Source organism: Nostoc sp. FACHB-152 (assembly GCF_014697475.1).
Lineage (GTDB): Bacteria > Cyanobacteriota > Cyanobacteriia > Cyanobacteriales > Nostocaceae > Nostoc_B.
In genome coordinates this window covers 143567-156887 of record NZ_JACJRV010000002.1, presented here as the reverse complement: position 1 = coordinate 156887, position 13321 = coordinate 143567, and the positions used below count along the sequence as shown (strand labels likewise).

Annotated in this window: 13 protein-coding genes and 1 tRNA gene; 5 read left to right on the top strand and 9 right to left on the bottom strand. The window is 41.0% G+C overall.

The features are described from left to right. Nucleotides 1-101: 101 nt before the first annotated feature. Nucleotides 102-536, bottom strand: a complete 435-nt coding sequence (locus H6G76_RS02805) for an AbrB family transcriptional regulator (protein WP_190695089.1) — start codon at nt 534-536, stop codon at nt 102-104. A 1418-nt stretch (nt 537-1954) separates the two neighbouring features. On the opposite strand from H6G76_RS02805, the gene H6G76_RS02800 reads away from it, so the two are divergent. Further along, nucleotides 1955-2962 carry a succinate dehydrogenase/fumarate reductase iron-sulfur subunit gene (locus H6G76_RS02800; RefSeq protein ID WP_190695087.1) on the top strand — a complete coding sequence of 336 codons (1008 nt, stop codon included), beginning with the start codon at nt 1955-1957 and terminating at the stop codon, nt 2960-2962. Nucleotides 2963-2999: 37 nt separating this feature from the next. Here the strand turns inward: H6G76_RS02800 and H6G76_RS02795 are convergent, their stop codons facing one another. The 4 genes from H6G76_RS02795 to psbX form a co-directional block, all read right to left on the bottom strand. Further along, a complete protein-coding gene (locus H6G76_RS02795) occupies nt 3000-3527 on the bottom strand; it encodes a PD40 domain-containing protein (RefSeq protein WP_190695085.1) in 528 nt (175 codons plus the stop codon). A gap of 66 nt (nt 3528-3593) precedes the next feature. Next, nucleotides 3594-4157, bottom strand: coding sequence for a PD40 domain-containing protein (locus H6G76_RS02790; protein ID WP_190695083.1), 564 nt, complete (start codon nt 4155-4157; stop codon nt 3594-3596). Between the two features lie 51 nt (nt 4158-4208). Then, entirely contained in the window at nt 4209-5120 is a 912-nt protein-coding gene (locus H6G76_RS02785) for a Ycf66 family protein (protein ID WP_190695081.1), read from the bottom strand. 255 nt (nt 5121-5375) lie between these two features. After that, nucleotides 5376-5495, bottom strand: coding sequence for a photosystem II reaction center X protein (psbX, locus tag H6G76_RS02780; RefSeq protein ID WP_190685664.1), 120 nt, complete (start codon nt 5493-5495; stop codon nt 5376-5378). Between the two features lie 324 nt (nt 5496-5819). Between psbX and H6G76_RS02775 the strand changes: the two genes are divergently transcribed. Then, nucleotides 5820-6113 carry a YggT family protein gene (locus H6G76_RS02775; RefSeq protein WP_190695080.1) on the top strand — a complete coding sequence of 98 codons (294 nt, stop codon included), beginning with the start codon at nt 5820-5822 and terminating at the stop codon, nt 6111-6113. A gap of 263 nt (nt 6114-6376) precedes the next feature. Here H6G76_RS02775 and H6G76_RS02770 read toward each other — a convergent pair whose 3' ends face one another. From H6G76_RS02770 to accC, 4 genes are all read right to left on the bottom strand, one after another. Next, the gene (locus H6G76_RS02770; protein WP_190695078.1) at nt 6377-6652 is read right to left on the bottom strand and encodes a BrnA antitoxin family protein; all 276 of its coding nucleotides are present in this window, start codon (nt 6650-6652) and stop codon (nt 6377-6379) included. Then, the gene (locus H6G76_RS02765; protein ID WP_190695076.1) at nt 6615-6890 is read right to left on the bottom strand and encodes a BrnT family toxin; all 276 of its coding nucleotides are present in this window, start codon (nt 6888-6890) and stop codon (nt 6615-6617) included. The genes H6G76_RS02770 and H6G76_RS02765 overlap by 38 nt, the downstream gene beginning before the upstream one ends. 287 nt (nt 6891-7177) lie before the next feature. Next, nucleotides 7178-7873 carry an SDR family oxidoreductase gene (locus H6G76_RS02760; RefSeq protein WP_190695074.1) on the bottom strand — a complete coding sequence of 232 codons (696 nt, stop codon included), beginning with the start codon at nt 7871-7873 and terminating at the stop codon, nt 7178-7180. Between the two features lie 672 nt (nt 7874-8545). Next, on the bottom strand, nt 8546-9889 hold the full coding sequence (accC, locus tag H6G76_RS02755) for an acetyl-CoA carboxylase biotin carboxylase subunit (RefSeq protein WP_190695072.1): 1344 nt from the start codon (nt 9887-9889) through the stop codon (nt 8546-8548). 411 nt (nt 9890-10300) lie between these two features. Here accC and H6G76_RS02750 point away from each other — a divergent pair. From H6G76_RS02750 to H6G76_RS02740, 3 genes are all read left to right on the top strand, one after another. Further along, nucleotides 10301-10381: transfer RNA gene (locus H6G76_RS02750), tRNA-Leu, on the top strand. A 140-nt stretch (nt 10382-10521) separates the two neighbouring features. Beyond that, nucleotides 10522-11151: a chorismate lyase gene (locus tag H6G76_RS02745; RefSeq protein ID WP_190695070.1), complete on the top strand. Its 630-nt coding sequence runs from the start codon at nt 10522-10524 to the stop codon at nt 11149-11151. Nucleotides 11152-11542: 391 nt separating this feature from the next. After that, nucleotides 11543-13294, top strand: a complete 1752-nt coding sequence (locus H6G76_RS02740; RefSeq protein ID WP_190695067.1) for a DUF3352 domain-containing protein — start codon at nt 11543-11545, stop codon at nt 13292-13294. Nucleotides 13295-13321: the final 27 nt, after the last annotated feature.

Here is a 13321-nt window from a genome sequence, read left to right as displayed (position 1 = left end):
ATCTTTTTATTGGTACAGCATTCCTAAAAGAGTTATTTACTTTTTTGGTAGGAATAAGTATTACAGCTTTTACCTGCTACTTTCCCCTACCAATGACGAATTTACTCTTCTTCGTCTAAATCTTCATCTATCTCATCAACATCATCTGGGGAGATGTCTTTTTTATCGCTTTCACCTAGTTGAATCAGATGAATATGCTTGTATCCCAGCCTAATTTCAAACTCATCTCCTGGTTTTAAACCCATTGCTTTGGTGTAAGTTGCACCAATCACAATTTGACCATTTTGATGAACACTAACTCGATATGTCGGTTCGCGTCCACGGCCATCTTTAGGAGCTTCTGGACTTAAGGGAATTCCCCTAGCCGATAGCAACGCGTCATAAAAATCAGTGAGATTGACACGTACTTGATTATTCTTAGTAACAGTGTAATAGCCGCACTGCTTTGCTCTTTCTCTTCTTGGTAAATTAGAAAGTTCTTTTACTTTAGCAAGCAGCGCTTTTCCAGTTAATGGTGCGGTTGCAGTTTCAGTCATTACGCTCAATTTTTCCTTACTCTCTCCAAACTGATAAATTAAGTCCTCTGATGCCAGTATTTAAATTTTGAGTATCTACACCAAGATGCTCAAAATACTGGGGTGAAAGATGAATTCCTGCTGATAGAGGAGCCACAAGCGCCTATATTCTGCTTACCTGCAACAGATTAGGGTCAGGATTGTCACAGGTATTTAATTTGGTGATTTTAAGGCACTTTTAACCATGATTTGCCAACGAAAATAAAATTATTTTTTCTTTTGGCACTAGTGTAGCGGTGTAACTTTAAGCCACCTTTACAAATGAGGTTGTTTCTACTCTCAATAATGTAGTAGACCCAAGAAATTGCAGGTTTTCCACTTTCAGTGCTTGTCTTTATTACTCTTGAGTTGTAGGCTTTAACTACTCTTCCTCTTAAGCTTAAGACAGCATGGTATTTGAATATGGTCTGAGAACATACATCCTTGTATCCCAGTTGTAGAGACACAAAATTTCTGTCTCTACATTACGATAAAACAAAGCAGCAGAACCGCGCTTATACGGCGATTAAGACTGATTTAGTTACTTCGTAATTGTATATTAAATACTAGCATGGACTAATAATAGCAAAATAGTTGTTTAATTTTGAATTTAAATTGCCAGCAAATTTTTATCTAAATCATCTAGCTCAAGGACGCAAAAACCAGTAAGGGATTTTCTTTCTGCTTTATTAGCTAGTGTAAGTATTGCTGGATCACTTTTATAAAAATTTATCTAAATTTAGATAAGCAGTTTTGAGCAATCAGCAACATTCTTTGATGTTGGAGATTGAACATAGACAAAAATACAGTCAGGCTTCACCTGTGGGTTTATTGTTGCGTGGCAATCAGCAGACAAGTATTTTGAGGATATGTCTTTAGGGGGAATAAATATGTTGCACATCTGTCAAGTGCTTTAAAACTACCATTAGAAGTTTATTATCAGCTTGAACACATCCAGATCAGGAAAATAAGTAACCATCATTTATAACTATTTCTGAATAGGTAGCTTCTGGCTGTAGCTGATATCTTATAAAGATCTATTAAGCATTTGAGGTATATTGTGTGAGAATAATTTCGCTATGTAAGGAATTAACTTAGCTCACTCTCCGGGAAAGACCTTTTGTTTTGAACTTTTAAACAGGTAAATTGAACACTCAGATGCGATCGCCTGTTTAGTATCAAAGCACAGAGCTTAACATAAATCTTGGTCAAGAAGCTAATTCAACTAAAATTTTAATGGTTATCCTTAAAAAGGAATCAGTAGCTCTTTACTCATCAGCCTATTAACACACGGCAGGGAATTAAGAGCAACAAGAGTATAGCCCAATTTTCGGACTTATCAGCCTTTACTCATGATTTATCTGGCTGATAAAGCAATTTTAAGATGTTGGTTGGTGATAATGGAAGTTATTTTTAAGGTTATTCGGCAACAACAAAATTCTGCTCCTATTTGGCAAAGTTACAGTCTAGAGGTAGAACCTGGTAATACCATTCTTGACTGTCTAAATAAAATTAAATGGGAGCAAGATGGGACATTAGCATATCGTAAAAATTGCCGCAATACGATTTGTGGCAGCTGCGCGATACGAATCAATGGGCGTTCTGCTTTAGCTTGTAAAGAAAATGTTGGCAGCGAAATCGCCAGATTACAAAAAATACAATCCTCAGCAAACACTGCAAATTCAATTCCAGAAATCACGGTTGCGCCTCTGGGTAATATGCCCGTGTTGAAGGATTTAGTAGTAGACATGAATAGTTTTTGGAATAATTTAGAAGCAGTAGCACCTTATGTAAGTACAGCCGCTAGACAAGTACCAGAACGAGAATTTTTACAAACACCGCAAGAGCGATCGCTCCTCGATCAAACTGGTAATTGTATTATGTGCGGTGCTTGCTACTCAGAATGTAATGCCCGTGAAGTGAATCCAGATTTTGTCGGCCCCCATGCTTTAGCCAAAGCCTATCGCATGGTTGCAGATTCGCGTGATAGTGACACAGAAAATCGCCTCGAAAATTACAACGAAGATACTAAAGGAGTGTGGGGTTGTACTCGTTGTTTATATTGCGATTCAGTTTGCCCAATGGAAGTTGCACCCCTAGAACAAATCACCAAAATTAAACAAGAAATTCTCACCCATAAAGAAAAAACTGCCTCTCGCTCAATTCGTCACCGCAAAGTTTTGGTTGAATTAGTAAAAGAAGGCGGCTGGGTTGATGAACGCCAATTTGGTTTACAAGTTGTGGGTAATTACTTTCGTGATCTCAGGGGATTACTCGGTATCGCACCGTTAGGCTTGCGAATGATTGTTCGGGGTAAATTCCCCTTGTCTTTTGAACCATCAGAAGGCACAGAACAAGTGCGATCGCTCATCGAATCTGTACAAAAAACAAAGAAGTCAGAAGGCTAAAATTTCAGACTTTACACTTCAGACTTCATACTTTATTTCATCTAGGGTCTTGGGGTATATTCAAAGGTCGCCCAAAACGGTCATAAACTAAAATATCCCATTGCCCGTTATTGCTCGATTCAAACGCTATCCTACTACCATCAGTACTAATAGTAGGATTGCGAACTTCTGCTTGTAAATTACTCGCCAAATTCCTTGATTGGCGAGTTTCTCTGTCATATAAAAAAATAGCCGATCGCCCCTGACGACTAGCAGCAAACACCACATAACGTCCATCTTGAGAAACACTAGGGTGAGAGGCGATCGCATCTAAAGCATTTAAACCCGGTAAATCAACTAAATTGCGAGTTAGGGTATCAAACATATATACATCTTGGCTACCCCGGCGATCGCTAGTAAACACAATATATCTCCCAGAAGTTTGGGGATTTAATTCTGAAGCCAAACTATTAATACTCCGTCCCCCAGGATCGAAAGGATAACTCACCAACCGGGGATAACCAAAACAACCAGTTAGCAAACTACAGCAAGCAAATATAGGTATAAAAATAGTGCGGTTAGTCATTGGTCAATTGTCAATAATCAATAGTTATTCCCCCCTGCCCCTCTGCACCCCAGCACCCTTACCTCATCAATTAGGCGGCGCATCTACAGTTGCACCATTAGGAATATCTAATTCAACATTGGGGCCACGGTCTAAAACTTCAATATCCCACTGACCACGGCTAGCAGTTTCAAACACAACATAACGTCCATCAGGACTAATACTAGGATTTCGCACCCAACCGCGATAGGCAGGCGTTAAAACTTGTGATTGTTGCGTAGCGCGATCGTAAAAAGCAACTACTGGTCTACCTTGATCGCTAGTCAAATAAACAATATAACGCCCGGTATAACTCAAGCTGGGACTTTCTGCGATCGTCTCTGGTCGATTTAACCCAGGTGTCCTCAGGAATATTTGCTGTTGTAAGTCGTACACCAATAGTTGGTGACTACCGTTACGATTTGATACAAATGCTAAAAAACGCCCATTTCCACTCAATGCCGGTTGTTCTTCTGTGTAGCGGCTATTGAGAGAAGTAGGCCCAAAGGGAATATCACTAGAACTACAGGAAACAAGCAAGCTTGTTAAACTAAAAACCAGGCTCCAATGAATCGGTCTTTGGAGCCAAAAAGTAGGCGGAAAAATTTTCACCTCAACTGTTATTTTTTACATCGCCTCTAGCTTACATCTATCCCAACAGTTTTATACATCATCAAAATTTGTCGAATTATCCGATTCATCATCTGAAGAACCAATCGGTTTATATGGGACATAATCAGCCGGAATTACGTCATCATCTATACTGTCTCGGCGAGAAGTTGTTTCAGTTGGGGGACGGCGTTTTCTTGGTCTGGGAGGAACATCATCTTCACGGCTTTCAGGACGCGGCGTGCCATTACTGCCACGACGAGAAGGTTTTCTTGTCTCATCACTGGAACTTTCCCAATCGTCAACCGGCCTAGTCGAAGAAGAACCCCAACTTTCTTCATCTTCATATCTTTCCGTAGGACGACTGGTTGAACGCCCAGAAGTGCGGCGACGATTTTTATCGGTTGTTTCTGGCCGTTCATTACTAGTGCGACGAGTTGAACGGCGGGGTGGTTGTTCCTCATTGTAGTCATCACGAGATAAGCGTTCATCTCTGCTACCCCGAATTCTTGGGCGTACAGGAGGCTCTTCTTCTTCATAAGGCAGAGGCTCATACTCGTCTTCTACTTCAGCCTCATAGTCTCTGCGTCTCTTATATGAATAGTTATCGCTGACCTCTCGTTCTCTATCCACAATTGGAGTGTTGCGCTTGGCTTGCTGGGTAGCGATACTCCGCAGACGAATACTTTCAACCGCAAAAAACACCGTTGTCCCGACCAAAAGCAACTGACCAAATTGCAGAATTGGGTCTAAACGCCACCCTTGGAAAATAAGAATAAAACCACAGAGTAAGCCGACCGCAGCAAAAAAGATATCTTGATCTCGTGACAGTTCTGGGCGTACAGTCCGCATAAAATACAGTGCTGCCCCAGCCACAGCCAAGAAAATTCCTATAATACTGGCTGAGTTCGTCCCTACATTGACCTGAGCCAGAACACTGGCTGAGTTCAGCCCAAAATTTAGCATTGTTCTTTATCCCAATATCACGATCTATGTTAGCGAGTCACAATTAAAATCACTACTTTAATTAATCACAATATATTTAAGCTTCCAAGCTTTTGGCAAATAACTTCTGAAGCTGTTTATTTATCACCAGCCTAAAAACTGATATCTGTCAGCTAAGTATACCTTGTCCTCACTATGAGGGTTGTTTGCTGTTATGCAATTAGGTACATAGCTGACAGACAATGGATGTATGAGCCTAAATGACCCACCAAAAGATTAAGAACGCTGAATTTTATCTTTTTGACTAATGAAAATTAGGCCAACGGTAGCAGGGATAACGACAATCAAGGTACCCCAAAGCAGACTCCAAAGAAAATTTGCTAAAGATGGTGTCATTGTTCTCAACCTTTTTTTACATACTTCATCATAATTCTAATGGTGTAGCAGTTTCTTGAGAAGTATCTGAACATAAGCTGTAAAGCTAGGGGTTAGAGGCTAGAGACTGGGGACTAGTATTTTTGTCGCCGTATTTCTTGAAACTAGGCGTATATTTTTTAGCTAAAACCTTTAAATATCCTAATATTTAGCAGCAATATTGCTTCTGTGTTATTCAGAACTGGCATTTGAAATAAGATATATATAGAGAAAGCTTTACAAAGCTTAAAATTTTCTCACTTTCGTCTCAGAATTTTCTTTGTTGAAAGATAGTAGCTAAAACTGATGACTGGCGTTAACTTGGCTGTTTGGATTCTTGGCCCTTTGTTGGGGTTGATGACATTTCTATTTATTTTCCGCATTATTCTTACTTGGTATCCGCAAGTAAATTTGAATCGGTTGCCCTTTAATCTTATCGCTTGGCCCACCGAGCCATTTTTAATTCCGTTGCGTAAGCTAGTACCACCAATCGGTGGGGTGGATATTACCCCAATTATTTGGGTAGGTATTTTCAGCTTGTTGCGGGAAATTCTTTTAGGTCAGCAAGGATTAATCACCATGATGTCTCATGTTAGCTAAGGAATAGGGGATGATGCGTTAGCGCAGCTTAACGAAGTTATCGCCTAATTGTCAATCATATAGTAAGGGCGATCGCTCTCTGTACACAGAGGAGCGGAACAGATATCGCTACTGCCTAATAGCCCTCTAGTTGCATATCTACAGATAGTTTAGATGTCGAACATTCCCAATCACCCGCCGCAGAAAACCTCTCGGCGGTCGGTGTGCATTGGGGTTGTTAGGCTGCCACAGCCTCGTTGTCAAATGCAACATCAACCCGCCTGTTATTGATGTGCCTCCATATACGCTCTTAGCAATTTATTGATTTGCGTCTGATAGCCTCGCCCTTGAGACTTAAACCACTCCAATACATCACTATCGATGCGGAGTGTAACTTGAGCCTTGGCTTTTGTCGCAGGTAAGCCCTGTCGTACAACTGCCTTCGCAAACATTTCCGGTGTAATTTCTGGGCAATCTGATAAATCAATATCTTCATCGCTCATCGCATCCAATCGTTGCCAATCAGTTTGAGAGTTGCTCGAAGTAGGTTCGTTGTTCATATTTCGTCGCTTTTCTTGCAGAAATAATACGGGTGCAATCCTCACGTTCTGTATGGACAACGGCAATGACTCGCCCTTGCAACAAACCGAATGTGACAAAACGCTGCTCTCCATAACTGTAACGATTGTCCTCAACCGTTAAGATATCGCCATCAAATACGGTTGGAACATCGATAAAATCGATGCCGTGTTTACGGAGATTAGCAAGACGTTTTGCTTCATCCCATTCATATTCCATAACTGAACGACAGCTACAATAATCAATTGTAGTTACAAATTGTCGTTACAGCCACCATGCCAAGTAATTTTGATTGTGATTACCCCGCAAGTAACTTCAAACTACTGTCCCAACCTCTGACACGAGTTAGCTAGGCAATAGGGCATGATGCGTTAGCGCAGCTTAACGAAGTTATCGCCTAATTATCAATCGTATAGGAAGGGCGATCGCAATCAAGCACAAAATACATTGGCAAATCCACTGCCAATGACTCTCGACCTTACCCTGCTATGCGGAATTAATACCTATCAAGCGCCCTTGCCTAACATTGCAGGCACATCAATCTCTTTAATGCAGGTGGCTCGTGATAAAGAGAGAATGCAATCAATAATGCTGAGAATATCTGTTAAAGGAATTGCCTCACCGCCTGTGAGATTATCTGCTGCGAGATCAGCCAAAACTTCGGGTGTGCCAACATTACCAGGATTAATCACTGTTACACTTATTTGCTGCGATCGCAACTCTTCGCGTAATGAATGCACCACACCCCGTAAGCCAAACTTAGATGCACTATTGGCAACTTCTCTCCCTGGAAAATTATCTCGACCAGAAAGCGCACCCATAAAAATAATTTTCGGATTTTCTGAGCGTCTTAGGGCAGGTAATAAAGCTTTAACCAGCAGAATTGGAGCCACCAAATTCACGGCAATTACCTGAGCAATATCCGCATTAGAGCAATCTTCAAAGCGGTACTGGCTGGTAAACGCATGGGTTTCCCAGGTTCCTCCCATGTATAACAACGCATCCAGGCAATCATCTGCGATCGCTGTTTCTACTGTTTCCACACCTGCCATATCTGATAAGTCCACTTGAAGCCATTCTCCAAAAGGAGCCTGAGTGCGGGATACTGCTAGTAGGCGATCGCACTGGGATACCAGATGTTCGGCAACAGCCAACCCAATGCCACGACTTGCACCAGCAACAAGAATTGTCTTAAATGACATTACTGCTCTCCCAGTTAGTTCAGGCAAAGACCGAACTTAGTAATACCTGAAAGTTTAATCTTAAAATTGCTTCAGAAAGTAATCAAGCGAGAAGCAGATACGTATAGCTTCACTCCTCCCAGAGATTTGGATCAGGAATACTATCTAAATCGTGATTACCTAATGAAGGTCTGTGATGTACCTGCTGACCTTGCGATTTTAGATAGTCACTATATCCCTGAGTTACTTGCTTTCTCAGCGCAATGCAAAACTCAATCTCATTTTTAATCTCAATATATTTTGACAATTTCTTCTTAAGAATATCTTTTCTTGAGGAAAAACTCTCAAGCTCAAATAGTTCTTCTGATGTTGCCTCTATGACATTCTCTTGTAAGTAATCTTGCTCAAGACTCTCAATTCTGTTTTTGAGCCAATCTTAAGAGGGATTCAAACCTTTCATCGATACTTTGCTTACTTTTTTGCGACATTTGTAAACCTCACCCCAAAAATCAACATTGATTTAGGCTTCCTGCCAGTCAGTATTCCCTAAACTTTTGGAGAGGCTAACAGCTTAATTACGATTAATTTAAATTAACCTGAGTTCAGGATCAGGAAAGGGACAGGTATTCAGCTGAAAATAGGATATCTCTCAGCCTTTTACGCTTTCCCTTTACCTTTCTACTTCCTGATTTGCTAAAGTTTCATCTCTTGAATGAAATTGGTGTAAACGTTACCTTGTAAAAACTGTGGGTTTTCCATAATTTTTTGATGAAACCCAATAGTTGTAGGTAGCCCGGTAATAGCACACTCCCGCAGGGCGCGCTTCATGCGGTTGATGGCGGTTGGGCGGTCTGGCCCCCAAACAATTAGCTTCCCAATTAAAGAATCATAGTAGGGCGGAATCTGGTAATCGGTGTAAACGTGGGAATCGATTCGCACACCAGGGCCACCAGGAGGAAGATAACCACTAATCCGTCCCGGTGCAGGACGAAAATCATGATCAGGATCTTCGGCGTTAATTCGGCATTCTATAGCATGACCACGCAAAACTACTTGGTCTTGAGTCAGCTTTAGCCTTTCTCCTTGAGCAATCCGAATTTGTTCAGCTACTAAATCCACGCCAGTAATCATCTCGGTTACAGGATGCTCTACTTGAATTCGGGTGTTCATTTCCATGAAGTAGAATTTACCAGACCGATCTAAGAGAAACTCAATTGTTCCTGCCCCTGTAAAGTTAATAAATTGAGCAGCTTTAACAGCAGATTCACCCATTTTTTCCCGCAAATCAGAGTCCAGAGCCGGACTAGGGGCTTCTTCTAATAATTTCTGGTTACGACGTTGAATTGAACAATCTCTTTCGCCTAAGTGAATAACATTGCCGTAGTTATCTGCCAAAATTTGAAATTCAATGTGGCGTGGACGTTCAATAAATTTTTCTATATAAACGCCAGAATTACCAAAGGCTGCGCCTGCTTCTCCTTGGGCAGCTAAGAAAAGTTTTACAAATTCATCTTCAGAACGTACTAAACGCATCCCGCGTCCACCACCGCCAGCAGTGGCTTTAATCATGACTGGATAGCCAATTTCTTTAGCCAGTGCCAATCCTTCTTGTTCTGACTCTACCAAACCATCACTACCTGGTACTGTTGGCACTCCAGCTTTTTGCATCGTTTCTTTGGCTGTGGATTTATCTCCCATCAACCTTATAGCTTCAGGGGTTGGGCCAATAAAAGCAATATGATGGTCGGCACAGATTTCGGCAAACTTAGCATTTTCTGATAAAAAGCCATAACCTGGATGAATGGCAGTTGCATTGCGCGTTAAAGCGGCAGCAATAATATTGGGAATATTTAAATAACTTTTACTGCTGGCAGATTCGCCAATGCAAACGGCTTCATCAGCGAGTTGAACATGGAGAGCATTCCGGTCAACGGTGGAGTGAACTGCAACAGTCGCAATTCCCATTTCTTCACAGGCGCGGAGAATGCGAAGAGCAATTTCTCCCCGATTAGCAATTAATATTTTGTCAAACTTCATTTTCTAGCGTCGAAATATTAGTACCCGTAGATTGACATTTTCTCTTATCTGATTTGCAACAGAGTTTTTACTTGGTTGCAAATTAAGATCCGAGTTTCCCTAAACCTCATCCTGAGCATTGTATATACGCTCTTAACTGTAAGCCTCTACGGGTCTTAACTAGACTAACAACATCACATTTGCCTGTCTGGGTTAGTTTCCCGCACTAGGCTGATTAAGCGCAGAGCATCTGAGTAGTAGCTATACCCTTTTAAATATCACTTGTGCGCTATTACATTTCTGTTAGTCTGATATCCACCTTCGGGAAATTTGTGAATATGTTCATCTAAATTTTTGGTAAATTTTGCAAAATTAGATATTACCTTACTATAATCACTTTGTTATGCTATATTGGTCATTTAGTGAACTCTCGCGGATGTGGCGGAATTGGTATACGCGCACGCTTGAGGTGCGTGTGGCTTTGCCTTGCGAGTTCGAGTCTCGCCATCCGCATTTTTTGGTGAATAGTCAACTGTCAATAGTCAATAGTCAAGGGTAAAAAGCCTAAGACTGTTGACTATTAACTTTTGAGGCCAGCATGAGTGGAGGTTTTTTGTGCTTTTATAGAAATAGATGAACTTTTGTAAATAACATTGACTGCTATTTTTTCTCTGACAAACAACTCAACAATGCCAGCAGCTTGGCATCGCCTAACTCCAATTTGGCAAGGGGATGAGCAAATCATCCAAAAAAGTTTGCCGCACACGCAGCTAGCTCCTGCCTGGCAATTGCTGCTGTTAGGTGACGGTTCTCCAACTAGGCATTTAGAATTACTGACAGGCGAGCCAACTGAAGTTGATGTCATTGATATGTCATTGATTGGTATGGACTCGGATGATGCGCCGGATTTAATTCAAGCTGTACCAGGGCCACGACTAAGACGACAAGTTTGGCTGCGGACTGCTTCGGGTCAGAGATTGGCTTATGCTACATCATGGTGGGAAGCGAGCCATGTAGACGATTATTTGCAAAATCGTTCATTGCCGATTTGGGCAAGTTTAGCTCGTTTACGCACAGAGTTGTATCGGGATGTGCGAGGGATTTACTATGGAGAATCGACAGCACTCCAGTCTGGTTTTGATGTGGCTGGGCCATTTTGGGGTCGTCACTACTTGTTTTGGCATCATGGGCAACCTCTAACTTTAATTTATGAGGTTTTTTCGCCTTATTTAACCAAATATTTAGGGCCGATGCAGTTGGTTTCTGCTAATGGCAAAGTATAAAATGAGGCAGCGATCGCTAACACTAATTTAACAACTTATTAAAATTGCTAATTAAAGTTAATTTTTAGACCATTAAATGCAAAATCTTTAAGTTATGTCAGTAATAAAGGTTACAGATTACTGATTACTTGCAGCTTTTTGCAGTTAGTTATATCCTCAGAATGTTTGGAAAAAATTATCCCTCATCCTAAGTCTTTCCTGCCAAATAGAACAAAGCGTGTTAGAAAGGTTAACTAATAAAAGTACTACTTTATATAGCTGAACTCGATTATCCTAAGATGATCAAAAGTTTAGAGTAGAGAAATTTATTAAAGAAATGCCCACAATTATGGGAAAAGCTTGAGTTTACTTGACCAAGCAAAGAATTCGCAAGTATGAGGTATTGGTTTCAATGGCGATGCCTATTGTGTCTATTAATAAGAAAAGAAAGCAGAAACCGTCTTTGGCACTAACGCTCTCGGCTACTGGGTTGTTAATTATTGGTGGCGGCGTTGCCTATCGGTTGTTAAACCAAGGAAGTTTATTTTCGCAAAATTCCCTAGTAGGTGCAAATATTATTCCGAGTGATGCTTTGTTTGCAGTTTCTCTAACTACAGACTCCCAACAATGGCAGAAATTACAGCAGTTCGGCACAAAAGAATCGCAAGCAGAGTTACAAAAAAATTTACTACAGTTACGCGATCGCTTTCTGACTAGTAACGGTTATAACTTTGAGCAAGATATTAAACCTTGGGTAGATGAAGAAGTTACCTTTGCAATTCTAGCTCCAGACACTACTCAAGCTACCGCCAAGCCTGTGGCAATTGATAGCGTTGCTGTTAATAGTCAACAATCAATGGTGATGGTTTTGCCAGTCAAAAACTCTGATCTGGCTAAGAAAATCTTGGCTCAACCCAAAGGTTTAAAAACAGGCAAATGGACTGAGCGCACTTATCAAGGGATCGCTATTAAACAAAGCGAAGGAGAATCTGGAACAAACCTTTCAGCGACATTATTGGATGGTCGCTATTTAGTTATCACTGATAATCCGAAAACTACAGAACGGGCAATTGATGCCTATAAAAATAAAACATCTCTAGCCACAGTTGGTGGTTTTGCTGATAATTTTCCAAAAATTGCTGAGAATGGTGCTTTTGCTCAGTTTTATGTGAATGTGCCAACAGCAGCTAAAATCGCTACTACTGCGCCTAATCGCCGCTTACCAGCCCAAGTTTTGGCGCAGCTGCAAAATAATCAAGGTTTGGCCGGAACTGTTACTTTAGAGTCAGAAGGCATACGTTTAAAAGGCGTTTCTTGGCTGAAGCCGCAAAGCCAACGCCTACTATCACTAGATAACACCGCAGGCAATATGCAGGAACGGATGCCAGCAGAAACCTTGATGATGTTATCAGGTAGTAACTTACAACGTTTGTGGGGAGAGTACGTTTTAACATCGCAAGGGAATCCGCTTTCACCCGTATCACCAGACCAACTGCGGAGTGGTGTAAAATCTCTAACGACTCTCGACATGGAGCGAGATTTCCTGAGTTGGATGAAAGGTGAATTTGCTGTTTCTTTAGTTCCTAATACACCAAAAAACAATACCCCAGGAGATTTTAGAGCCGGGTTGGTGTTTATGGTAAAAGTGAGCGATCGCAAATTAGCTGAATCTTCTCTGCAAAAGCTCGATGATGTGATTAAAACTCAATATCAATTTCAGATTCAGCAGGGAACCGTCGCCGGTCAACCTGTTGTTAACTGGATTGGGCCTTTTGGAACTTTAACTGCTAGTCACGGCTGGTTAGATAAAGATATCGCTTTCTTAGTTTTAGGCGCGCCGATCACCGATAAGATTGTTCCTAAACCAAACAAAACACTAGCTAGTAATCTGTCATATCAACAAACAGTTCCCACAGAACCCAATCCCACCAATGGGCAATTCTTCTTAGATGTGGAACGGATGGTAAATAACTTTACTCTTAATACTCTGTTCCCCAAACAAAAAAATTTCTTAGAAGCAACTCGTTCAATTGGTGTAACAACGGCTGTGAGCGATAGTCGCAGTACACGCTACGATATTTTTCTATCTCTAAAAAAAGCTAGTAACTCAAACGCTTCAAGTAATTCAAATATTCATCCCAACATTAGTAGTTCAAATCGTTGAATTTAAACTTAGTTGGGGAATATTGAG